We start from the raw sequence: 24,848 nt of genomic DNA, 5'->3' as shown, positions 1-24,848 counted from the left end.
CATTGCCGGCATTTCTATTAGCTTAATAACCCTTGTAATTGCCCCCGGGACCATCGTTATGGAAGCTTTTCCTTGGCCTTTCGGCAGCTCCCATGTTCTTTCCGATCTGTTGTTCCTTATTCATTTCCTTCCTGTTCTCCTCTATTCTTGGAATATTTTGATTCCCCTGTGTTCCCCGACTGCTTTCCTGTTGCCCGGAATGGGTTCTATCGTTTGAATTGTTCATAAGCAAGGCATTTCGTTATTATATGGTAAGCAAAAACCATGCTTGAATACTGCTATGTTTAATGGAATAGCTTTATAAATAGACAGTTATAAATTTAAATTAGCACCCATACTTATAGATGAGCTAACGAAAATTCTTTTGGGGCCTGTATTGTTAATTGGTTTGCCGTCTCATTTGTTTTACCCAGGATGTAACTAAGCTAAGGCTTGAGAGCTCATCCGCTAAGTGTTTACCATTAACCTTTCCAAAAGCTTGTTGGTATAGCCAAATAAGCTGTTTGTGTAACATTTTTCTCATTCCTCCCTGCCTGGAATACGTTTGTCCCTGAAACGAAAAACATCCCTCCAGGAACAACCGGGATATAAAAATTTAAGTTATGAGATCATTATTTCTGCTTTTAACCATGACCATCGCCCTTGCTTCCAATGCCCAGGAAGTTTCCGGCTTAGCTAAAGACGCCCAGGGCACACCGCTGAACGGTGCCACTATCACTTTATTCAAAGCAAAAGATACTTCGGTAGTTAAGCTTTCAATAACCAAAGAAGGCAACTACAGTTTTACTGATATCAAGGAAGGCGAGTACCGTGTTGGTGCTTCCTACGTTGGCTACAACTCTCAGCTTTCCACTCCATTTACTGTAGCAGGTACTGGAGTAAAAGCCCCTGAGCTCCTGTTGACAAAATCAGCTGCTGATATGAAAGGTATCGTGGTAACTGCCAAAAAGCCCATCATCGAGGTAAAGGCAGATAAGACAATACTGAATGTAGAGGGCACTATCAATGCTACAGGGTCAACAGCCCTCGAGCTTTTGCGCAAATCACCCGGCGTTACGGTAGATAAAGATGATAACCTGAGCCTCAGCGGCAAGAATGGTGTACAGGTGTATATCGATGGCCGCCCCAGCCCTTTATCAGGACAGGACCTTGCCAACTACCTTAAGTCCATAAACTCCGCCGAGATTGATGCCATTGAATTGATCACCAATCCTTCGGCTAAATATGAAGCTGCCGGTAATGCGGGCATCATCAACATCCGGTTGAAAAAGAACAAATCATTTGGAACCAATGGCACTGTCAATGCAGGCCTGAACCTGGGTCAGCACTATCCAAAATACAACGGAGGTATCACCCTGAACCACAGGAATAAGAACATCAACCTGTTTGGTAATTATTCTTACAATGAAGGAAAGAACTACAATTCACTGAATATCTTTCGTACAGTTTCGGATAGCGCTTTTCAAACCCTTAGCACCATCATGTTCAATAACAAGAGCCACAATTTCAAGGCAGGTGCGGATTACTTTATCGATAAGAAAAATACAGTGGGTGTAATGGTGAACGGATCCTTCAGTGATCCTGAGATCTCCAATTATGGACGCACCACTATCTCAGACAAGGCTACGAATACCGTAAACAGGATACTGGTTGCGGATAACAAAAGCTCCATGAAAAGGAATAACATCAACTATAACCTGAATTATAGCTTTGTTGATCCCAAGGGTCAAAGCCTTACCGTCAATGCGGACTATGGCAATTATGACCTGCATAATGACCAGTTTCAGCCTAACTACTATTACGATGCTTCCGGCCAGACCAAGATAAACAGCGTGATCTACCAGATGATCGCCCCATCAAAAATCGACATCAGCTCTGTCAAGGCCGATTGGGAACAGAACTTTGCAAAAGGTAAACTGGGATTTGGTGGAAAGACTGCATTTGTCAAAACGGACAATGATTTCCAGCGCTATAATGTGTACACCAGCGGCAATGAGCTGGATAAAGAACGCAGCAACCGTTTCACCTACAAGGAAAACATCAACGCCGGTTATCTGAATTATAACCGTCCATTTAAAGGATTTATGATCCAGGCAGGACTTCGTGTAGAGAACACCGTTACTGAAGGCGTTTCCAATGGCCAGAAGAAAAGTGGAACCAGCTATGTAGGATATGATTCAACTTTTAAACGTAATTATACCGACCTGTTTCCAAGTGCAGCCATTACGTTCAACAAGAACCCAATGAGCCAGTTGAACCTTACCTATAGCCGACGCATCGACCGTCCGGCCTACCAGGACCTGAACCCCTTTGAGTTCAAGCTGGATGAGTACACCTTCATGCGTGGTAACATCAACCTGCTCCCGCAATACACCAACAGTTTTGGTATCTCGCATACCTATAAGTATCGCCTGAACACGGCCCTGAATTACAGCCATGTGAAAAACATGTTCGTACAGCTTCCTGATACAACAGAGAAAACCAAGAGCTTCCTGTCAAAGAGAAACTTGGCTACGCAGGATGTGATAAGCTTTAACATGAGCTATCCGTTCCAGTACAAAGCTTTCAGTGTGTTTGCCAATATGAACGCCAACTACTCTCATTATGTAGCTGATTTCGGCACTGGCCGTAAGGTGGACCTGGATGCCTTTGGATTTACAATGTATGCCCAAAACAGCCTGAAGTTTGCCAAAACATGGACAGCAGAACTATCCGGGTTTTACAATGCTCCATCCATTTACCAGGGTAGCTTTAAAGCCAATGCTTTATGGAGTGTAGATGCAGGGCTGCAAAAGCAATTATTGAACAATAAGATCAATATCAAGGCATCAGTAAGTGACCTGTTCAACAGCCTGAAGTTCAAAGGAACAACAGAATTTGCTGGACAGAAATCTGAGTTCAGCTCCAAATGGGAAAGCCAGCAGGTCAAATTGAGCCTTAGCTACCGCTTTGGTAACAATGGTGTGAAAGCTGCCCGCCAGCGCAACACCGGCGCCGAAGAAGAAACCAAAAGAGTGAACAACGGTGGCGGTGGAATTGGTATCGGTAACTAATAAAAAATATAAAAAAGGTAAAGGAGGGTCATGCCTCCTTTTACCTTTTTATGAAATGTAAAATTTAATGTGGAAATTTAATAGCTGACCTGCCCCTCTTGAAAATCAAAAAAATGAAGTTTACAAAACGATATTCTTTCTGGAAGATCTTTTGGGTAGTGGTCGGTCTATATACCGTTTTTGGACTGATTGGCATCCTTGCAGTTTCTCTCATTCCCAAAGAGGCAAATAAGCTGTCATCCATTTTTACATGGAGGATAGCTGTCAAAACAGTGCTTAGTGTTTTGTTTGCCACGGTTTTTTATTATGCCAGCATCAATTATTATTACCACCTTATTAGTGCCAAAAAGAAACTGCTGCACTTCGTTCGATTTTCGGTGATCCTTGTTCTTTTCAGCTTTGCCTACCACATTTCTTCTCATTTCCTTTTCCCTGAATCCACCGGCGAAAATGATGCGAATGCCGCTCTCGTAGTCTTTGGAGTTTCCATCAATACTATTTTCTTTATAGGAGTGTCACTCCTGATTGCCTACCTCACCAACCTGCGTGATCAGCAAAAGCAACACAAGGTGCTGGAGGCCCAGAAGCTGCAGCTGGAGATTGAAAAGTCGCAGGCCAATTTCAATTTCCTGAAGGCCCAGATCAATCCCCATTTCCTGCACAACACCCTGAATTTCCTGTACGCCAAGTCATTGCCCTATTCTGCCGAACTTTCTGAAGGCATACTTACCCTGAGCGATATTATGCGTTATGCCCTGAGCGAGGGAAATGCAAAGGATGGCAAGGCGCCTTTGAAGGACGAAATAGAACATGTGCGCAATGTCATCAAGATCAACCAGCTTCGTTTCAGCAATAACCTCAAGGTCCATTTTGATGTGGAAGGAGTGGTAAACGGCGCCCAGATCATACCCTTTATTTTGATTACCCTGGTAGAAAATGCATTTAAGCACGGTGACCTCAAAAGTGCCGAACATCCTATCGTGATCAAATTAAAAGTCAACCATGACAGCCTGTATTTTTATTGCCAGAACAGGAAGAAAACAGGACCCAAGGAACTATCAACAGGTATCGGATTAGATAATATCAGAAAACGTCTCGACCTTGCATATAATAGCCATTACCAGCTTCTGATAAAGGACGAAGTTGAAATATACACCACGGAACTAACCATTAACCAGTTATGATCAACTGCCTCATAGTAGACGATGAACAACATGCCATCGACATCCTGACGCACTACGTGTCGCAGACACCGCAGCTTAACCTGGTAGGCAGCACCACCAATCCTATTGAGGCCCTGCAACTGGTGACCACGCAAAAAGCCGAACTGGTATTCCTTGATATTCAAATGCCCGAACTTTCAGGGATCGATTTTATCAAAGCCCTGAACGGCAAGGCCAAGGTGATACTGACAACGGCCTACAGCGAGTTTGCCCTGGAGAGCTATGAGCTGGATGTAGTTGACTACCTGTTGAAGCCTATCCGCCTTCCCCGCTTCCTGGCAGCTGTTCAAAAGGCCGTCAAAGACCTGGGTGAAGAAGAAACGGCAGCATCTCCTGTTGCCGCGGAGGATGACTATATTTTTGTCAAAACAGAATCAAAGGGCAAGCTGCTGAAGATCAACCTCTCCGATATTGATTACATAGAAGGGATGAAGAACTACGTGGCCATTTACCGTGGTGGGCAAAAAACCCTCGTATATACCAGTATGAAAGAAATTGAAGAAAGGCTGCCTTCACCTTTATTTATCCGGGTGCATAAATCCTTTATCATACCCATCTCCCGTATCACGGGCATTGAGGGTAATATGGTCAGGCTGGAAGGTGTTTCAGCCGGAATCCTTATCGGTGATAGCTACAAGGCAGATCTCATGGAGATCATCCGCCATAAAATGATTCAGTAAACCCCAGGGGCTTCATTCTTCCTGTTGGTGCACTTCCCCAAAAAAGTTTCCACAAATGGGGCAATAGATCTCTATAGCTTCCGGAAGGTATTCAAAACCTTTGTCGGTTTCATAGCCCCTGCCGCTCCAGCCGCATTCCTCGCAGTGCAGTTCCTTTTTCTCTAATGAGGTGAAATCAAAGTGTGGGTAATCATTCATTACCATTGGGTTCAATGCGTAGTAGGTATTCAAATAACATTCCCACATCTGCTGCCTGTAAACGGCAAACAAAGGTGAAAGCTATCTGCATTTCTTTTACCAGCTTATGGTGATTCCATAGAAACTACCATTTGGTAACATAGCCGGAAAATGTTTGCTAAACGTTCCCTTTGACAGTTATGTGTGGTATGGTGCTTTAAAGATAACCAAAGGTTCCTCGCATCCTGGTAGCTGTCTGCCAACTATCTATTCCCTGCCTGGAGTATAGCTACGCCCTAATTACTCCCTATCTGCAGTATAGATACTGCGTGATCATCACGCACTAAGTATACCGTAGGTAGGGGGTTGATAGGTTTTTGCTATATGGAAGAACTAAGATTTATAAGATTAATAAGGATTATTGAGGACACAGGGAGTCATCTATTGCCTTTCCGTATCAAAAATGGATGTAAACTAAAACCAGGACTGACAAAAACTACTGTAAACAAATGTCAGGACTATCTAATAATCTGTAAGGTTTTTTTAAGACGATACACTGTTAACCTGTCAACTCCATTCCCAAACGTGCCAATTCATGCCATTTCGTGCCCGAACGTGCCCGAACGTTCCCAAACGGGAAAGTGAGTGTTTCGGGTGATGTAATCTTTGTGTTGTAACAATTAAAACCAATATCATATGGCTAAGCAAGTAGGTTATATCAAGGCAATAGGAACAGTGGATGATAACGTGAACTTTTATAAGGATGTGGAATGGGGATTTTTGGTAAGAATGCTTCCGGGTGTAAGCAGTAAGCGCTACTGGAGTGATCCTGCCTTTGAAGGAAGCCGCAGAAGCGCTGAGAGGTTTGGTCTGGGCAATATTATGTCTTCCATCATCTACCGCTTTGTACCGGTTAAAAGAAGGTACAGGCAGTTGTTTAAACAGGTAAGGACCATAGCCATTGTTTGTTTAAAGCAGGGAATGTCTAAAGGGGATGTGTTTACTGCCCTGTACCATTTCCTGGAAGAGCAAAAGCGTATCTCCCTTACCCGGGATCAGTTTACCCTGCTGCTCTCTTCCTTTGAAGTGGAACTGGATCAAAGGCTGAAAGAGCCAAAGCCTGAAAAGCCAAAGAAGCTAAAGAACAAGCTGGATATTAAAGTTCAGGCGCCACTCAGTGGTGAAGACAAGGAGTTCATGGAACTATACATGAATGACTATAACTGGAAGGTGAGGTTTGAAGGAGACTTTCCACCGGATTATATGATACCACTTTTTCTCCTTAAACATGCTGTTTAAGCGTTTCTGGTTTTTGTTTTTTGTTTCTGGTTCTTTAGGTCTGGGCAGGACTATTGGGTGCAGACATTCCTAAGGTCAAACAATTGTTTTAGGTTGAAGAGTATAATTGTATGCAGGCCTAAGTTGAGATATGGCTGCAACGTATAAAAGTAGATTGCTTGTCATGCTGAAGCACGAAGCATCTTTGAACTGCATTAAGAGCTGTATTTCCTTTGTAGTAATAGTTGTGCATACATAAAATAGGAACGCAACATCTTTTATTATTTAGGTCGTAGAAACTTAAATATTTCTATAGTCTCCTATGATTTTACCACAGATCCTTCGTGCCTCAGGATGACAAGGGCAGAAGGTGATCGATTGTAGTCCACTTATAGTATTTAGAAACTTGGGATTAACTGCAAAGGATAAACGATATTAAGCCTATTTTTTTAATTTTTACTTTTGCATTTTGACATGTTTCTTCTCAACCCATTCTTACATTTACTTTCTCAAACCAGGTTATGGAAAAAAGCAACGCAGGCAAGTATGCGCCTGTTAATGGCATCAACATGTATTATGAAGTTCATGGTGAAGGCACTCCGCTGGTTTTGGTACATGGCGGGGGATCGTCTATCTATACAAGTTTTGGTACCCTGCTGCCTCTGCTGGCAAAGCACTATAAAGTAATAGCTATGGACCTGCAGGCGCATGGACATAGTGGTGACCGGGATGCTCCTGAATCTTTTGAGCAGGATGCGGAAGATGTGATAGCTCTTCTGCAACACCTGGGCATCAGCAAAGCGTATATAATGGGCTTTAGCAATGGGGGCAATACGGCCATGATGGTGGCGCATAAGTCGCCGGGAATGGTGGACAAACTGGTGGTGATATCCGCTTTTTATAAACGGGAAGGGATGGTCCCGGGTTTTTTTGAAGGTATGGGAAAGGCTACGCTGGAAGTGATGCCAAAACAATTACAGGATCACTACCTGCAGATAAACAATGATCCAAAGGGATTGCAAAACATGTTTGAGAAAGACAGGAACCGGATGGCCACCTTTACCGACTGGAGCGAAGACATATTGCGATCTATACAGGCGCCCACGCTGGTGGTAGTTGCTGACCGGGATGTGATGACACCCGAGCATACTGTTCAAATGTCACGATTGATCCCCAATTCCCAACTCATGATCCTTCCCGGTACACATGGTTCATTTATTGGTGAAGTATGTTCCATTGTAGAAGGCAGCAAAATGCCGGAGCTGTTTGTAGAGATGGTTAGGGAGTTTCTTGGAGAGTAGGTGAGGGAGCAATAATTCAGATGTAAAATGTAAATCCTGAATGCAGGAATGAAGAATTAGTGCGGATAGATAATATCCTGGCCCAAGCCTCAGAGAGGCAGTATTTTGGTAGCAGGATCATTGAATTTTGAAGGACTAAGTCCTGTAAGGGCGATATTTTATTAACGAATGACAAACACGTATTCGCAAATATCTATTCAATACCTTATGAGGAAATACCTGTTGTGAATTTACTGGTAAGAAAATGTCGCCCCGCTGGGGCTTTGCTTTCTGCTTCATATGCCTTCTTCTACCAAATTACAGCCCTTACAGGGCTCTCCACTAACAGAACTTATTTTTTTCTTCTGATAAATAATCCACTATGAGAAGTGTTACGTTAATTATGTCAGGGCGAAAAGGCTTTATTATCTCAATGGTAGCCTATGCCTCTACCACAGATCCTTCGTTTCTCAGGATGATCCCAGCATTTGTCGGGACAGGCAGGGTGAAAAACTAAGCGATTGCAGGCAGTGCTTCATTCGATGGACGAGATTCATGCAACTATTTTGCTGAATGTATCAATTCTTAAACATTTGAATTGAGGTCTGACTGCATATCATAAACAATGATTTTCTGTCATCCCGCCGCAGGCGGGATCTTTGAACTGCATTAAGGCGGCGTCGATGCTTTATAGCAACTATTACGGATGTATAGATTAAAAACGTTTTTCCATTGGGATTTAGGTCGATGAGACTTAAATAGTTAAAGCTGCTTATGCTTTTACCACAGATTCCGCCAATGGCGGAATGACAGCGACAAACTGTGGCCGATTGCAGTCAATATAATCTTCGGAGAGAACTATTATTAATGCAGGCGTTCAAAGAATCACCCGGGGTCCCCCTGCCTAACGCACAAAGCTGGGAGGGTAGACCCCTGGTGGAGTGTCAGTAATTTTAAACTTACTACGGCCTTCTGCATCGTGCCATCATTTGTACGTATAGGTAATGACGTTATCCGTTGAACAAAATCCCCCTTTGGCAAGCTTAGAATGTGGGGAGTGATTGAGGTCCCCTTTTGCAAAGGGGGAAAAGGAGACAGTCTGCATATTAAACACATGCTGAAGGGGGATTTTCTGGTTGCAAAGTCCTACAAACTGGCTTGTATAATGCCAAACAAACAAAACAATGCAATGCTAGTGGTTTGTAGTTTTCTATGATCCCGGCTCATAATATAAAACTATCGCACCGGAGGTTAGCAATTTTGTCCTAACGAGTTTCAATAAAATCCTGTCCTTGATTTGGTCGAATAAAAGCAGCCCTTTTCCTTCTATGACAGGATGAATACAAATTTGAAATTCGTCAATAAGATTGCTGTTTAAAAGTTGAATGATCAAACTCCGGCTTCCTACAAGAATGTCCTTTCCCGCCTGTTGTTTGAGTTCAACAATTTCTTCGTCAGGCGGTCTTTTTGCAAGTGCTGCGCTGTGCCATCCTGTTTCTTTTAGTGTGGTAGAAAAAACAAGTTTTTGAATGTTGTCTATTGAAATGGCAAAGTCGTTCATTGATTTTTCAGCTGAAGGATTTTGCAATATGGTTTGCCAAAATTGCATGAGCTGGTAGGTTGTGCGTCCATATAAAATAACTCCTGCATTATCTAACAGTTCAGTATAATGTTGATGTAGTCCTTCATCAGCAATTCCTGCTGTATGGTCGCAAATCCCGTCAAGTGTCATATTGAATGCAGCTATTACCTTTTTCATATTAATGTCAGTATGTTTTTGCATCTCCCTAAATGACCGCTTACGGTTCAGCGCTTTTTGAAGATGGGGAATTTGAAAAAAACTTCAGCCTCACTTATGCACTATTGTTGATTTGTGTTGATTGCTGAAAATTAGTGCCTCAGTCCCATATTTACAAAGCGCTAGGTTCGGTTGACTAACGATAACGTGGCTAGGCTTTCCGAAGTACAGGTATTCTGTGAATCTACATTCTCATGGTTGGTTTAAAGTTAAATAGAATTGATTTGCTGAGCACTTGCACTCGCCTGTATTTTGGGATGTATTGTGTGTATCTCTATTTCGTATGTGCGTTTGAAATTGCCATTCTCTCAATCTTAGAAAACGCAGGTTTTCGCATTTGCATAATAGCTATTGTCGGCTCACCAATCACCAGTTCTTTCAGTTGTACAAAAAGGATTTTTTTGTCTCGAATGTCTCTGATTGCTTTCCAGGGGATGAACAGGGGCTTGTGAAAGAGGCGGAATATGAAAACTGGCCGTAAATAGAAACCCTCATCGTTATACTTCAATAAGAGGCAGTTGTTGTAGTTTACACCATTTATAGCTGCTGAAATAACGCCTACACGTTTACCTTTAAACGAATTGTCAAATTGGTATTCCTTCGACAAATCCGACCAACCCTTCTTAGAGAGAAAGAATAGGACAAAAACAAACATGCCGATAAAAAAGAAGGGAAACAAGTAGGGTAAGTCAGTCATTTCTTAAAGTTGAATGTATTCTATACGACCAGGTTGCGCACACCGAGAATATTTACGAATGTATTGTAGTATATATTCCAATTTTCTTTACAAAACAATATTCTCTATCAACAAAATAAACAGTAATATAAAGCAAGTTGGCAAAAATCCTCTGTGAACCTCCCTGTCTCCCTGGTTCTTCTCCAACTCCCGACTACAGACTCCCGACTCATCCCCAATCCATCCCCTCCCTGTATCCCCTCCCGATAGGAATGGATATCCCGCTAACTTCCACTTCTTCCGCAGTGTAGGAGTCGATCTTGCTGAGGGAAATAATATAGGAACGGTGAATACGCTTGAACTGGCTGGGAGGTAGCAGGTCTTCGATCTCGTGGGTGCTCATTTTAGAAAGGTATTCGCCTTTTGTAGTGACGATCTTGATGTATTCGCGCTGGCTTTCTATATAGATGATATCCTGGAATAAGACCTTTACTTTTTTCTTTTGCACATTCAGGAAAAGATGATCTTTTGTTGCCTGAGCTTCTTCGTTTACAGGAATGGCAGTCTTTGCCGTTTTCACTTTTGTTACCGCCACCAGGAAGCGCTCAAAGTCAAAGGGTTTCAATAAATAATCAGTGACGTTCATTTCAAATCCCTCAACGGCATATTGATGATAGGCCGTAGTAATAATGATGGCAGGAGGATGGGTGAGCGTTTTTAGAAAGGCCATCCCTTTTAACTTGGGCAGGTGGATATCCAGGAAAATCAGATCTGCCTGGTGATCACGTAAATAATCGGTGGCCAGTATGGCATCTTTAAAGCTTCCACCTAATTCAAGGAAGGGTACCTGGCTGATATAATCTGCCAAAACTTTTACTGCCAGCGGCTCATCTTCTATAATGATGCATTTGATCTTAGACATGGCTGCCCAGGTTTATATTTAAGGTAGCAATAAACATGGAATCCTGGTGTTGGACTGAGAGTTGGTAATCTTTATACTGCAGTTCCAGTTGTCTTCTGAGATTCGATAGGCCAATATTTTCTTTGATACCGGTTTCCGCTGTTGTTGCTTCCGTCGAATTCTTTACTATAAAAGATAACTGTCGTTGCTTAACAGCGAGATGTATATCCACAAAAGGCAATCCCCTTGTTTCGGATACACCATGCTTGAAAGCGTTTTCAACCAGTGGTACCAGGATCAGGGGTGGCACTGCCTGTTTCATATCTTCCACATCATAGTTGTAATTGATGCGCAGAGATTCATCATACCGCAGTTTTTCCAGGGCTATGTAATCATTGATGATCTTTAATTCCTGCTCTATGGCAATATAATCTCCGCTGGTTTCATACAGCATGAACCGGAGCAGTTTGGACAGGCGCAGGATGGATTCCGGTGCCAGGTCAGATTTATCCCTTGCCAGTGAATAAATATTGTTGAGGGTATTGAACAGGAAATGCGGGTTTGTTTGCGACTTGAGGTAATTCAACTCGGCCTGTTGTTTTTCAATGAGCAGTTGTTGGGAAGCCTGTTTGAGTTTGGTGTAGTTATAGGCATGCCTGACCAGTCCAAAAAAGAAAACAGAGAAGATGCCATGCGGAGCGAAAAAGGTCATTCCTTTTTCAATGGATGAAAAGGTTTGCAAAGCCGTGTACAGGTGCAGCAGCAAGCCAATACCCCTCCAGGCATATAAGCCCACAGTGCAAAACATTAAAAGCATCCATACAGTTACCATGCTGAGAAGTATGGTGACGATAAGGTATTTTCTTTTCTTTCTTAACCAGGGCAGCACATATTCAAAGAAGGTGAAATTGAGCCATGTTAAATAGATGGCCAGCCAGACACTATTTATAAAAACGGGAAGAAAAGATGCCTTGGTATTAGCAGTATCGATGATCAGCCACAACAGGAAATAGGCTACACCCACCCATATATAAAACTTCAGGCGGTTCAAATCTATCGATATACTCATGCAGCTGATTAGATGATAAATATCGGCAAATCTTTCGCGCAAGCTTACAGCATCTGCAGAATAACCCTGGGTGTATATGAACGAGCCATTACAGTCAACGGTCAATCAAACAACCAATTCCTGTAGTCTGTTTACACGAAACTGTTGTTCATTGACAGCTGGCAAATCTGCTATGGCCAATGGATTATTCTTGTATCAAATACTTAGTTATATGAAAAAGACATTACTTCTCACATTCGTATTACTGTCGGTAATTATGTTGCATGCTCAAAGTACAGATGCGGGCAACTGGAAAACCTGGTTCATTCAAACAGGAAAAGAATACCGCTTGGCGCCACCTGTTTCCAGTAAGCAGGAGATAACCCTGGTGCTTACCTCACAACGGAATATGGATTCCGCAACATTGCAGCAGGTATTATTCTGGAATGCAGGTTCCCCGGGTTTTCGCTGGGAAGAGATGATCTATAAATTATGGATGACCGATACCAGTGGCAACGGTGCGCTGGCCAACATGCTGGTGGGAACGGGAATATATGATGCAACCGTAGCGGCATGGGATACCAAGTATGCCTACCAGCGTCCGCGTCCGTATGTTGCTGATAACCGTGTAAAACTCTTTGGCGTAAAGCCCTCAAGTCCTTCCTATCCCTGTGAATACTCCGTAGCGGCAGGTGTAGGTGCCACAATCATTGCTCATTTCTTTCCATCGCTGGCCGATTCAGTGAACCATATGGCACAGCAGGCCATGACATCTCGTATTGATGCAGGCATTGCCTGGCCCAGTGATACGCGTGCCGGTTTTGAACTGGGAAAGCGTATTGCTGAAAAGGAAATAGAGCATACCAAAGATTTTACCTGCAAGATACCCTGGAATGGAAAGAGGCCTGAAGGTGCTGGCATATGGAAAGGTAAGCCCATGCTGCCACAAGCTGGTTTAAGCAAAACGGTTGTACTGGATAGTGGCAGCCAGTTTCGTCCCGGTCCTCCGCCTGATTATGCAAAGGATATGGCGGAGCTGAAAGCTTTCAAGCCTGGTTTCAGGTCCACGGCCAATGCCTTTTATTGGGCCAGCCAGGACTTTTGGTTTGAAGCACTGAATAAAAAGATATTTGAGTACAACCTGAACCTGGATCCCCCGGCGGCAGCAAGGTTGTATGCCATTACTGCCATTGGACAGTATGATGCTTTTACGGCCTGCTGGGATGCCAAGTATACCTATTGGGGCACCCGCCCGGATCAATACGATACTACCTTTCATCCTGTGCTGATATATACGCCTCCCTTCCCGGGTTATCCATCCGGTCATGCCGTATTAAGTGGCATGCAGGCAACATTGTATTCGTATTTCTTCCCGGCAGAGGAAGCGTATTTTCAGAAGAAGGCAAAAGACGCAGCAGAGTCACGTTTCCAGGGAGGCATTCATTTCCGGACAGATAACGAAGTAGGCCTGGAGCTGGGTAGGAAGGTTGCAAATGCTATGATTCAGAAATTAAAAAGGGATGGTGTTGAGAATGTGGTGCCCTTGCTTCAATTGAAAGACAATCAAAGGATGGCTAAGGCGAGGTAAGATATTATTTGTTTTGATTGGGAGCATTGTTGCCCCGCGAGCCAATATTCTTTACAGAATCAGGCTCGCGGGATAAGATTGATTTCATTTTGTTTGTAGGTGTATTGATGCCCCTTCTTACTGTACCACCATATTCAAATATGTATAACCATCTTATAATTGACCGAAAACTCACAAGGCGTACCTACGGCACGCTAATCATTGCGCATCTTTCTGATCTACCCACGAAATGTCCCTACGGGACAAGGTTAAGGTTTGATGCTCATTCGTTGGAATATGTGGTATAAGTAAAGCGTTTTCTCAATGTCCCGTAGGGACAACTGGTCGGTAGTGCATGGTAGAACAAAAAGAACAGCGTGCCGTAGGTACGCCTGGTGTTTCGTTGCATCTTTTAATGATCCTTAGTTAAATATATTTATTATGAAGAAAGGTATTTATTTTGGCTGATTGATATAAGCTTCCAGTTTCAAACATATTTGTTCTAGAAATTGCTAAAAAACACAAAATATAAAAGTTGACATTGACTTATGCTTTCCTAATATTCCTTTTTATTATTGTTGTCATCATCCTTTTCTCAGGTGTAATTGCAATAAACAGGATTGTCATTAAGCATGGCGACGAAATATTTTCAACCAAAACTGCCAATGGCAAAATATATCGTAAGCAGATTTTAAGACACTTTGCTTATATAATATTGAGCATGATGGGATATGTGCTTATAGCACTGATTATATTTTATGTAACTGGAAAGGATTTCAAAATATATTATTAACGGTTAAGTTGGCAGTTAAACGTCGACATACATTTTTACTTTTACCTAATCTGTTTAACGATATCAATGCAAAAACATTTGAAGTGAGATCTGACTGCAACAAAGAAACCCTGGTCATTTGTCATCCTGATGAACGAAGGATCTTTGAACTGCATTAAAGCGGCGTCGATACTTTATAGGAACTTTTACGCATGCATAGATTTGTAACGTTTTCCTTTTATTGGTTTTAGGTCGCTGAGGCTTAAATAGTTTAAGGCTGCTTATGCTTTTACCACAGATTCCGCCAATGGCGGAATGACAGCGCCAAACTGTAGTCAATTGCAGTCAGTATAATCTTCGAAGAGAACTATTAAATAATGCAGGCGTTCATGAATCACCCGGGGTCCCCCTGGCTAACGCACAAAGCTGAAAAGGGTAGACCCCTGGTGGGGAGTCAATATTTTAAACTTACGAGAGCATTCACTGTCGTATCTATTCTTTTTACGTATGACTAACAACGTTATTCATTGAACAAAATCCCCCTTTGGCAAGTTTACAATATGCGGAGTGACCGCAGTCCCCCTTTGCAAAGGGGGAAAGTAGACAGTCTGCATATCGAACACGTGCTAAAGGTGATTTTTCTAACTTTAGAGAACAAGTAAAAAGCTGCATCCAGATGGAAGTTCAATTTCTTTAACTACACGCCTGGGCCTTAAACAATCAACTCTTTTTCTCTCCTGAATGTTTCTTCCTTAAAGGAATCAAATTGTAAATAAATCTCAAAGTCCGGAGAATAACTTTTTAAACGTTTGGCAAATTCAAAATCCCTGGCGATTTCAAGACCATTTGTGTTCACCATAATGTGTTTTATGGGTAAGGTCTTTGCATAGTCAAGAATATCAAAAAATTGCGGGTGAAGCGTTGGTTCGCCTCCACTAATTTGAACTACGTCAGGCTCCTTTTCATTTTCAACAATGGTATCTAACATAGCTTTTACTTCCTCCAATGTTCTATGTCGCCCATGTGATGGGGAAGAGCCAGCATAACAAGTTGGGCAGGTTAGATTACAACGGTCTGTAATCTCAATAATGGTAAGGCATGAGTGTTGTTCATGGTCAGGGCACAGTCCGCAGTCATATGGGCAGCCATAATGTGTTTTTGTGTTAAACGTGTAGGGAGTCTCAGAGGGCTTATTATAGTTCCTGATGTTTTTATAATACTCTATATCGTCAGCTATTAATACTTTGGAATTGCCATGTTCAGGGCACCTTTTTAACATGTAAACGTTGCCGTTTTCAAATACAATTTTAGCATCAATCCGCTTTAAGCATTCAGGACATAAACTAATGGTGAAGTCATAATAGGTATACTTTCTGGTAGGCATTATTGGTTATCTTCTTTAATGTAGGTAAATAATAAATCCAGCATGTTATACAAAGCCATTGAATACTACTTAAACCCAGCACATAAAATACATTGGGTTTCATAAACTCAATAAAGAAACGAAAGCCAAAGTATAATATCATAAAAACCTTGAACAGTAAACCACTTTCTTTATTGGTATATGTTGTAAAGCTTTTTAAAAAGGTAAAAAGTATCACCAAGTACACAATTTCATATAGAGAGGTAGGATGCCTCAGCAAACCATCTCCCAGGTTCATACCGGTAATGAAATTTGTTTCTATCCCGTAAGTGAATTCATTGGTACCACTCAAAAAACAACCAATGCGGCCAATAAATATCCCGACTATAATTGGGAAAGTAAACAGGTCTCCTGATGAATAAGGTTCTTTGATTATTTTTTTTGCAGCTTCAACGCCAATCAATCCACCAAAGAGTCCACCCATTATAGATTTTGTATTAAGTAATTGAACTACATTGTTGATGTTAAGTGTTACCATTGGATTTTCTAAAAATCCCATTAGTCTTGAGCCAACAAAAGCTCCGACAGTTGCCCCTAGTATTATTGAAAGTCTGTTTCTATTCGATATATGATCAATAGTATGCTTACGCAACATCACATAATACCTGAAGGCTACAAAGAACGCCAGGTATTCAAAGACCAGGTGAATGTTAACTTTAATTCCGAAAACAGTTGGCTCAAATGGTATTGTCAATATATAGAGGTTTATAATTTTACGATCCTCCCAGTGACTTCCCCGAGATACTTTTCAAATTACCCGGGATTATATGCCTTGCCGACAAAAGATAAATAGAAAAATCCGAGAGGATATCAAAAACGAACTGTCCTTAGTTCCAAACAAAGGACAACGATTCATTCCTTATTTAATGTTTCCTAAGAACACTACGGATAACTGGACAGCGTTTCGAATCTTATTTAATGTATTCTGCGAACACTACGGATAACAGGGCAGACATCAGATCAATTTTTATTATTACTTCTCAAATGCATTCAGTCCAGTTTGGAACTGTTGTTGAGCAAAGTTTCAGTAGTTGATGTTGCGTTTGGTCGCCCCGCTATAACGCCAATCCGATGTCGTGTGTTCGTGCTGTTGTCACTTGATGCTGTATTCAAAAGTTGCTCTCTTAATTCAGCAAGTGTCCTGCCGTTTAAATTCTTCCAGGATGTCCAGCCATTTACTGTTTGTCTGTCGCTACCTGCATTGTGAATACCTGCAAGGGCAGCGTAACTTGGACTACTAAAGTTTTGTGCCAGTACTTCTAAAGAACCGTCAGCCATTACGATGGCTTCATAAGTTTTTTGTTCTCCATTTCTGGGTTTATATGTCATTGTCAACCTATCATTAATTTGCAAAATACCTGCATTTAATAGATCAATTAATTCAATGTCATAGCGAGTAATTTCTGTATTTGCAGATGCCGGTTGACTTTCTTCTTCAGTGTCAATGACAGGTTTAAACTCTTCAGGAAATTCATAAATAACATTAGTCGCATTGTTAAACTCTATGAATTTGCTGACTATCCAAAGTTTTACGTTGTGCCGCTGTTGCCTTGCCCAATCTTTTAAGTCGCTCGGTATATGATCAATAGGAATACCGATTATTGGATCAGTTTCTAAAATGTCTCTGATAACCTTTCTAATGTCAACAGAAGCAATACCTAAATTAGTGAACTTCTCTTTCAGATCATCATCTTGACTGTATAAGTTAACTGAAACGTCTTCTAAGTCTCTTTTCGTTTGTGATTGAAGAGATGCTACGATTTGCTTTGAAATTTGCTTTGCAATGTGGTTCCATACATCATGGTGGCCAAGTTCAGCTTCAACGATATACCATTTCCGTTGTCGGATGTCAATAGCAAAACCGTCAGGGATGGTTCCTACGCCGTCACCAGTCTTGATTTTGGTCTTTGGTAAATAAAAGCTGTCAGGTCCGAACAGGTATTCATAGTTGCTGGTAACAACTCTTTCAAGTTCACTTTCGTTGTCAAATGGTGACTTTATGAATTTTTTGTCGTTAGATATAAGCATGATGGTTTGGTGTTAGCATGACACACAACGAGAATATTTGCAAATGTTTTGTAGTACTTATTTAAGCAATTCTATAAAATAATACTCTCCTCAAACAAAATAAACATAAATGATATAAAACAGGCATGTGTCAGCCAGAATTTTAAAAATGAACAAAAAAGGACTATTGTTTGGAAACAAAGTCCATGGCCTCTGAAAAAGTAGATATCCAATAATTATCAGCCTACCTGGGGTTTTCCCTGGCTTGTTTGTTTTAGGGGGAAACTCCGGGAGTTTTATAAGATACTGCTCAAATTAAATTCCGGGTTCTCTCTGACTTGCTTACTAAAGCTATTTGAAAAGGCACGGGGCGGGCATTAAACTACCAGCCAACTCTTTATGTAAAATGCAACGTCGTCGGTAGTTTTATGCCGAGAGCTATCCTGATAAATATTCTAAAAGTTCCGCATTCGCCGCATTTTTTATCAAACGAGCACGTACTGGCCCAACATTGTAAATTTTTTCAATTAAGTCTGTTTCTGTATTTGCATGCAAGTCTTCTAATGTTATTATGCCTGCTTCATTTAATTTTTCCTTTTGCCATGTAGTCAAAAGTTGTAAAACCGAAATTGGCTTGCCAAGCATATTTTCCAATGATTCCTTAAAATTACTCTCGTCCTCAACTGTGTCTGTTAGTTCTGTAATAGAGCTATATGCCAAATGATTTTTGCCAAATTCTGGAAATTTTTTCAGTGATAAAGCGTTATAAAAGGATTCAGATTCTGAAGCGGGATTACTTTGTAGCGCAATTATGCAACCATATTTTACTTCATAGCGATTTCCCAATTCTGCCCTTGTAGCTCTGACACTAGAATCCACCTTTCGAATAACACCTGTATAAGTTAATAGCCTAAGTGACTCTTTAACAGTTTCTGGTGCATCTTTGTGTATCCAAAAATAAATAGTAGACTCTTTAATGTCCTTTTCCTTTCTGGAACTATTATATTTTTCTATTGCAGGGATGACAGTATTTTCTAAAAAGTCTCTTCCCCAATCTATGAGAATTTTATGCCCTTTATATTTTTCACCTAATTCTGTGTGTTCCGCCCATATTTGTCCTCTATAAAACTCTTTGGTTAGTTGATTAACAGATTGGGAATTAAATTTTTGCAAATCCTGTATCGTCTTTAGCAAAATCCTAGGATTTCCACCACAAGAAAGCGCCAAGGTTATAAAAAGAGTGATGTTATTGTTAATAGCTTCTTTAACTCCAGTTTCCGCTTGCTTAAGAACTATATTTTTAAAATATTCAATATAATCTGCGTCTTTTATATTTCTATCTAATTTTTTAAAAATACAATCATGAATAGGTTCAAAGGATTCCCCAAAATATGTTACTCCCGGATAGATAGCTGCATTGCAAGTAATGTACGGAGACCTTAAATCCTTATAAAGACTAAAAAATTGTCTTTGTTGTTCAGGTCTAAAAACATGGGCGGCCTCATCAAAAAAGAAATAAATCCTTTCCAAATTATTATCCTTGCAAATGCTTTCTATTGCATCTTTTACATCTTCTATATCCGGTAATGTTTCTAAGGTAATGTTAGTGCCACCTTTATAAGAATTTTCGAATGCCTTCACTATATCCTTTAAATCTCTTTCGATATCGTCCTCGTTTTCACTCTCATCATTACTTAATAGACTGGCCGAATGTTTTGAAACTATTAATCCTTTTTTCCTTAGCGTATTTAATAATGCTTTAAGAGTTTTCGCAAGCATCCAATGATAAAACTGAAGCGTATCCGAGGTATTAATTAGCGAGCTAATATTAAAAGAGACAAATACTGCTACACAAGTTTTTCTTTCCTTTTCTATTTTTAATTCAGCAACCCTCATTAGAAAAGATTTACCAGTTCCTCGTGAGCCTTCAAGTAAGCATGGTTCTGGAGAAATAAGAGCTGAAATGATGTCTTTATCATTTTCATTAATTACAGAAAGGCCTAAAATATCTTCCTGCTTAATGCTTTCTGTTCTAAGGTAAAAATTTGACATATTATTCTTTAGGTCCTCCAAATAAAATTCTAATTGGCTCGATATGAGTCAAATGGGATGAAAGAAATTCCATAGTTTCCCTTTCTTTTTGAGAGATTGATTTTAGATATCTACATGACAATACAAATAGAATTATTTCTGCAATTTCTTTAGACAAGAAAAAAAATTCCTTTATTAATTCATCATTTACCTTTAATTGAATGCCACTTTTTGACCAGGTTTCATTATTGCCATGGACGAATTCCGACAACGAACGATATACTTGAGAGGCTCTTTCATTATAGCCATTAGTCAAAGATGTTAGTTCTTCAAAGAATGCAACGGTAAATCTTGTTGACAAAACCCCACTATCCTTATCTATAAGTTTTGCCCATTTAATATCAGCCTTTCCCTTCAACCATTCGTAGTGTTCCAATTTGTCTATCGAAAAATAGGCTGTGCCTAAAGCCATTTCAAAAGCTAAACGCAGTGCTGAAAACGACTGTCTATATAGGCCTAAGGTTAGATTTAAGGCAGCAGATTCTATTTGCGCTGAAACTGTATTTAATAGTGTTTTCTCGTTACTATCAAAAAGGTATTCTGAGAATTCGAATATGCACGTAGATAAGTGATGAGTCTGACCCAAGTTTTCACCATAGGTGGATGTAGTGTAAGAAAATATTTGTTGCGATTCATCATTTATTTTATCAAAATATTGTTTAATATCCATTTATTCCTATAGAGAGTTTAGTGTCAAAAAAATTATTCCTAACGTGAACATTTGCGAATGTTTTATAGTTCTTATTAAATTAGTTCTTCAAATCAGTATACTCCGCTAACAAAATAAACATTAATAATATAAAACAGGCATGTGTCAGCGCAGATTTGAATAATGAACAAAAAAGAACTATTGCTTTATAACAAAGTCCATGGCCTCAGAGAAAGTAGTTACCCAATAATCATCGGGGTGAGCTTTTAAATATTGAAGGAAGGCCCTGTGTGTGTCAGATGAGATCTTGAAGATCTGGCTGCCTACACCATGAAGCTGGTACACACCCATGCCATGGCTCTTTTTGACTTTTTCCGCGAAGGCGATTAATTGATTGAGGGTTGTTTCTGTCCATACATGCCAGGAAGGAACATTCAATGGATCCAGGTGTTTAAAATCCGTAATCACGCTATTGCTGTCACCACCTCCCCTGGCAAAGCTGACCAGGCCTTTGTCGTGAACGAGCTTTACATAATCATGGCCCTGGATCAAAGTATTGTTGCAGGGAAAAGCGAAGGAGCGTTTCTTTCCTTTTGGATCGAGCAGGGAAAGAAGGGTGTTCTGGGTGCTGATCTCCTTTAAGATCCTGTCGATGGTGTAATTTTCAATGGAAATGGTGCTATCCCAACCCAGGTTTTTGGGACAGGGATGAAACAATGTATGGTTGCCCAGTTCATGGCCATGCTTTGCCGCATTGGTCCAGCCCAAAACTGCTTCAGGCGTTTGCCCGATTTTATCAGATGGCGAGGAACCCTGGATAGCATTGAGGAAGAATGTTGCTTTCAGGCCCAGGCTGTCAAGTTGTGGAATCACAGTTGTCAGCTGTGATTCCAATCCATCATCATAGGTTAGGCAGATGATAGCTTTATGAAAATTGTTTGTCTTTTTTGTTTGCGCGGATGCTGACAGGTACAAAACAGGTAATAACAACAGGAGCAATACTTGTTTATAATTCATTTCAAGTGCTGGTTGAGAAATCCAGCTGCATAATTTACGAAACTAATTATGGATGCTTCAAACAAATTGCCGGTAAGTAAAGCACACCGGCAATTTATTTGGAACAGGTTACATTTTTCAACAGCTTCAATGAACCTGGTTTCAAGAACATTTTACTCAATAAAAGAATTGCTCCAAAACGATCTGCCCGTCCTGCACTTCATAGAGCATTACCTGGTCCATTTTCATTCTGCCAATGCCTTTCACGGTAATATCTGCTACCCGGCCTACCGCGAAAAAATTTCCACCTACCACGGGTTCAGTGGTGTGACCGCCATGAAAAGCTTCGATCAATTTCACCCAGTCCTCACCTTTTTTGCGAACGGCCGCCTTGCCTTCCGCATTGTGCAGGTATTTAGCTGTGGAAGGTTCTATGCTTCTCACATGATCAGCAAATAATTCGTCCTGTATCTCGAACCATTTTTCCTGGCTGGCCAGCTCATTGAATCTTGCTGCGACTTCCTGCGTGGTCATTGTTGTTGTATCGTTTTCCATTTTGATTGATTTAATTATTGATGGCTTCGGCCTTCTCGTTTTGCTTTTTGTCGGGCGCTCCCTGGCCTGTGGTGATCAGGCTTAACAGGCTTTGCTGCACATACTGGCTCCAACCTTTCTGGCAGGCATTGTAACACTCCACCCCGGGAACAAGCCCGATATGTGTGAACTGGACCTGGGTTTTATCTCCCTGCCTTGAAATTGCAAAACTAATACGGGTGCCCGTCCACTCTTCTTTGTGTTGCAAAAAATACAACTGGCTCTCTATTACCAGCCAAACGATCTTTTGGTTGGGGACCAGTTCCACCAATCTTTGTTTGGAATAGTGCATGTCCTTGTAGCGGTAGATGAATTCATCATTTAATTGCTCTGTGTCGCCTTCGATGTTTTCAGACCACCATCCCCGAACGTTCCTGATAGCGTTATAGGCTACCTCCGGAGATTGGTCAACCAGCAGCGTAAAACTTAAATCGGGTGTATTCATTTCATTATTATTTAAGTGAAGAAAAAGGAAGACAACAAAGCTATTGTCTAAATATGGGCAATGCGGGGTGTTAAATGGACATTCTCATGGGTTGATATGGACAGGGAGTATGGTTACCTTTAATCATTGAAAACAGGGAGTATGAAACATTTGACCATTGTTGTTCCTGATGGGGATGGCAACAATCTAAGCAGCATTGTGGGGGCGTACAAGATATTTACCAGGGCTAATGCTTACTGGAAGCAATCGGGCAGGAATGAACTGTTTACCATTGACCTGGCAGGCATATCCACCAAGGTAGACTTCTATAGTGGTTTGTTTACCGTGACGCCAAATAAGCAGGTCTCGGATATTTCTAATACTGATCTTATCATCATTCCTTCCTTAAATCATAATTATGAAAAGGCGGTGCAGGCAAATGGTCAACTCATTGAATGGATAGAACAACAGTATAAGAACGGAGCAGAGATAGCCAGCATTTGTACGGGTGCGTTTTTGCTGGCCTCATCGGGCTTGCTGGATGGAAGGACATGTTCTACGCACTGGGCTGCAGCCGATACTTTCAGAACACTGTTTCCCAAGGTGGATCTACAGGCTGACAGGCTGATCACGGATGAAAACGGGATCTATACTAACGGCGGCGCCTACTCCTTTCTGAACCTGGTGATCTACCTGGTAGAGAAATATTTTGACAGGCCAACAGCGATCTATTGTTCCAAGGTTTTCCAGATAGAGATGGACCGGGAAAGTCAATCGGCATTTACCATATTTACAGGGCAGAAGCAGCATGGAGATGAAATGGTGAAAGAGGCCCAGGCCTATATTGAAAGCAATATGCAGGAAAAGATATCCGTAGAGCATTTATCTGCAAGGTTTGCTGTGGGCCGGCGCAATTTTGACCGCAGGTTTATCAAGGCCACCGGTAATACGCCGGTGGAATATTTACAAAGGGTGAAAATAGAATCGGCAAAGAAAGCGCTGGAGACAAGCCGCAAGACGATCAATGAAGTGATGTATGAAGTGGGCTATTCGGATGTGAAAGCATTTCGCGAGGTGTTTAGAAAAGTAACCGGGATGTCTCCATTGGAATACAGGAGGAGGTATAATAAAGAGGCGGTGGTTTGATGATGTTCGATCTATTCTTCGTAAACCAGTTTCATTGTCCGCCCGGGGTCTTCCCTGCCAGGCATTGTGTTAAGGGAGACCCCGGGAATTTTCCAGATAGCTTGCCCGATGAGTCACCGCATTGGAATCTTGCATTTTCAATCTCTACTGTTCCCCCGGGGTCTTCCCTTCCAGGCAATGTGTTAGGGTAGACCCCGGGTATTTTCCAGATATCTTCCCCGATGAGTCACCGCAGTAGAAGCATGCATTTTCAATCTCTCCCGCGGGACTCATCGGTTCTGTTCTTCCACTTACTTTAGTGTGCGCCCGGGGTCTTTCCTGCAAGGCATTGTGTAAGGGGAGACACCGGGAGTTTTCCAAGATACTGTTCAAATTAATTCCCGGGGTCTCTCTGGCTGGCGCACAAAAGCTATGAGAGAAGGCCCCGGGCGGACATTAGGTATTCTTGCATAAACCCCAACCGCTCCTCACATGGATTCTGATGCATGTAATTTAGCTTTTGCAGGATGAATTTTTCTGTTCTGCATTCTTTTTCACTGTCCACCCGGGGTCTTCCCTGCCAGGCAATGTGTAAGAGGAGACCCCGGGTATTTTCCAGACAAAGCATCGTTTACGTGCACCTCTTCCCCGATGAGTCACCGCAGTAGAAGCTTGCATTTTCAATCTCTCCCGCGGGACTCATCGGTTCTGTTCTTCCACTTGCTTCACTGTGCGCCCGGGGTCTTCCCTGCAAGGCATTGTGTAAGGGGTGACCCCGGGAGTTTTCCAAGATACTGTTCAAATTAAATCCCCGGGGTCTCTCTGGCTGGCGCACAAAAGCTATGAGAGAAGACCCCGGGCGGACATTAGGTATTCTTGCATAAACCCCAACCGCTCCACACATGGATTCTGATGCATGTAATTTAGCTTTTGCAGGATGAGTTTTTCTGTTCTGCATTCTTTTTCACTGTCCACCCGGGGTCTTCCCTGAAAGGCAATGTGTTAGGGGAGACCCCGGGTATTTTCCAGCCAAAGCATCGTTTACGTGTACTATATTATATTCCCCAACTCCATTTTCATAAAATG

21 protein-coding genes are annotated in these 24,848 nt (G+C 41.5%); 7 read left to right on the top strand and 14 right to left on the bottom strand.

From position 1 onward, the window contains the following. Window positions 1–22: 22 nt before the first annotated feature. Entirely contained in the window at window positions 23–226 is a 204-nt protein-coding gene (locus BP74_RS16145; protein WP_496375527.1) for a hypothetical protein, read from the bottom strand. A gap of 376 nt (window positions 227–602) precedes the next feature. Between BP74_RS16145 and BP74_RS16140 the strand changes: the two genes are divergently transcribed. The 3 genes from BP74_RS16140 to BP74_RS16130 all read left to right on the top strand — a co-directional run bounded on the left by BP74_RS16140 (window position 603) and on the right by BP74_RS16130 (window position 4,956). Further along, window positions 603–3,053 carry an outer membrane beta-barrel protein gene (locus tag BP74_RS16140; protein ID WP_496375525.1) on the top strand — a complete coding sequence of 817 codons (2,451 nt, stop codon included), beginning with the start codon at window positions 603–605 and terminating at the stop codon, window positions 3,051–3,053. A gap of 113 nt (window positions 3,054–3,166) precedes the next feature. Further along, complete coding sequence (locus tag BP74_RS16135; RefSeq protein WP_496375523.1) at window positions 3,167–4,237, top strand: sensor histidine kinase; 1,071 nt, start codon at window positions 3,167–3,169, stop codon at window positions 4,235–4,237. Then, complete coding sequence (locus BP74_RS16130) at window positions 4,234–4,956, top strand: LytR/AlgR family response regulator transcription factor (protein ID WP_496375521.1); 723 nt, start codon at window positions 4,234–4,236, stop codon at window positions 4,954–4,956. The genes BP74_RS16135 and BP74_RS16130 overlap by 4 nt, the downstream gene beginning before the upstream one ends. 12 nt (window positions 4,957–4,968) lie before the next feature. Here the strand turns inward: BP74_RS16130 and BP74_RS16125 are convergent, their stop codons facing one another. Next, window positions 4,969–5,154, bottom strand: a complete 186-nt coding sequence (locus BP74_RS16125; RefSeq protein WP_496375519.1) for a hypothetical protein — start codon at window positions 5,152–5,154, stop codon at window positions 4,969–4,971. A gap of 675 nt (window positions 5,155–5,829) precedes the next feature. On the opposite strand from BP74_RS16125, the gene BP74_RS16120 reads away from it, so the two are divergent. Both BP74_RS16120 and BP74_RS16115 read left to right on the top strand, forming a co-directional pair. After that, window positions 5,830–6,432: a hypothetical protein gene (locus BP74_RS16120; RefSeq protein WP_496375517.1), complete on the top strand. Its 603-nt coding sequence runs from the start codon at window positions 5,830–5,832 to the stop codon at window positions 6,430–6,432. A 500-nt stretch (window positions 6,433–6,932) separates the two neighbouring features. Beyond that, window positions 6,933–7,712, top strand: a complete 780-nt coding sequence (locus BP74_RS16115) for an alpha/beta fold hydrolase (protein ID WP_496375515.1) — start codon at window positions 6,933–6,935, stop codon at window positions 7,710–7,712. A 1,189-nt stretch (window positions 7,713–8,901) separates the two neighbouring features. Here BP74_RS16115 and BP74_RS16110 read toward each other — a convergent pair. From BP74_RS16110 to BP74_RS16095, 4 genes are all read right to left on the bottom strand, one after another. After that, the gene (locus BP74_RS16110) at window positions 8,902–9,450 is read right to left on the bottom strand and encodes a dihydrofolate reductase family protein (RefSeq protein ID WP_496375513.1); all 549 of its coding nucleotides are present in this window, start codon (window positions 9,448–9,450) and stop codon (window positions 8,902–8,904) included. A gap of 313 nt (window positions 9,451–9,763) precedes the next feature. Further along, complete coding sequence (locus BP74_RS16105) at window positions 9,764–10,186, bottom strand: hypothetical protein (RefSeq protein WP_496375511.1); 423 nt, start codon at window positions 10,184–10,186, stop codon at window positions 9,764–9,766. A 208-nt stretch (window positions 10,187–10,394) separates the two neighbouring features. Then, the gene (locus BP74_RS16100) at window positions 10,395–11,087 is read right to left on the bottom strand and encodes a LytR/AlgR family response regulator transcription factor (protein WP_496375509.1); all 693 of its coding nucleotides are present in this window, start codon (window positions 11,085–11,087) and stop codon (window positions 10,395–10,397) included. Further along, window positions 11,080–12,135, bottom strand: a complete 1,056-nt coding sequence (locus BP74_RS16095) for a sensor histidine kinase (protein ID WP_496375507.1) — start codon at window positions 12,133–12,135, stop codon at window positions 11,080–11,082. The genes BP74_RS16100 and BP74_RS16095 overlap by 8 nt, the downstream gene beginning before the upstream one ends. A 211-nt stretch (window positions 12,136–12,346) precedes the next feature. Here BP74_RS16095 and BP74_RS16090 point away from each other — a divergent pair, with 211 nt between their 5' ends. After that, on the top strand, window positions 12,347–13,702 hold the full coding sequence (locus tag BP74_RS16090) for a hypothetical protein (protein WP_496375505.1): 1,356 nt from the start codon (window positions 12,347–12,349) through the stop codon (window positions 13,700–13,702). Between the two features lie 1,463 nt (window positions 13,703–15,165). Here the strand turns inward: BP74_RS16090 and BP74_RS16085 are convergent. The 8 genes from BP74_RS16085 to BP74_RS16050 form a co-directional block, all read right to left on the bottom strand. Beyond that, window positions 15,166–15,837, bottom strand: a complete 672-nt coding sequence (locus BP74_RS16085) for a radical SAM protein (RefSeq protein WP_496375503.1) — start codon at window positions 15,835–15,837, stop codon at window positions 15,166–15,168. Next, window positions 15,809–16,570 (bottom strand): prolipoprotein diacylglyceryl transferase, encoded by a 762-nt coding sequence (locus tag BP74_RS16080; protein ID WP_496375501.1) that lies wholly within the window; start codon window positions 16,568–16,570, stop codon window positions 15,809–15,811. The genes BP74_RS16085 and BP74_RS16080 overlap by 29 nt, the downstream gene beginning before the upstream one ends. A 296-nt stretch (window positions 16,571–16,866) precedes the next feature. Continuing rightward, window positions 16,867–17,904 carry a restriction system modified-DNA reader domain-containing protein gene (locus BP74_RS16075; RefSeq protein WP_496375499.1) on the bottom strand — a complete coding sequence of 346 codons (1,038 nt, stop codon included), beginning with the start codon at window positions 17,902–17,904 and terminating at the stop codon, window positions 16,867–16,869. 417 nt (window positions 17,905–18,321) lie between these two features. After that, window positions 18,322–19,935, bottom strand: coding sequence for an ORC-CDC6 family AAA ATPase (locus tag BP74_RS16070; RefSeq protein WP_496375497.1), 1,614 nt, complete (start codon window positions 19,933–19,935; stop codon window positions 18,322–18,324). Window position 19,936: 1 nt separating this feature from the next. Beyond that, window positions 19,937–20,644, bottom strand: a complete 708-nt coding sequence (locus BP74_RS16065; protein ID WP_496375495.1) for a hypothetical protein — start codon at window positions 20,642–20,644, stop codon at window positions 19,937–19,939. Window positions 20,645–20,821: 177 nt separating this feature from the next. Beyond that, the gene (locus BP74_RS16060; protein WP_496375493.1) at window positions 20,822–21,640 is read right to left on the bottom strand and encodes a polysaccharide deacetylase family protein; all 819 of its coding nucleotides are present in this window, start codon (window positions 21,638–21,640) and stop codon (window positions 20,822–20,824) included. Window positions 21,641–21,796: 156 nt separating this feature from the next. Beyond that, window positions 21,797–22,174: a SnoaL-like domain-containing protein gene (locus BP74_RS16055; RefSeq protein WP_496375491.1), complete on the bottom strand. Its 378-nt coding sequence runs from the start codon at window positions 22,172–22,174 to the stop codon at window positions 21,797–21,799. Between the two features lie 10 nt (window positions 22,175–22,184). Continuing rightward, window positions 22,185–22,658, bottom strand: coding sequence for an SRPBCC family protein (locus BP74_RS16050; RefSeq protein WP_496375489.1), 474 nt, complete (start codon window positions 22,656–22,658; stop codon window positions 22,185–22,187). Between the two features lie 141 nt (window positions 22,659–22,799). On the opposite strand from BP74_RS16050, the gene BP74_RS16045 reads away from it, so the two are divergent. Further along, the gene (locus BP74_RS16045; RefSeq protein ID WP_496375487.1) at window positions 22,800–23,783 is read left to right on the top strand and encodes a GlxA family transcriptional regulator; all 984 of its coding nucleotides are present in this window, start codon (window positions 22,800–22,802) and stop codon (window positions 23,781–23,783) included. Window positions 23,784–24,848: the final 1,065 nt, after the last annotated feature.

This window comes from Flavisolibacter ginsengiterrae DSM 18136, from assembly GCF_059568575.1.
This window is presented reverse-complemented; position numbering and strand designations above follow the sequence as displayed.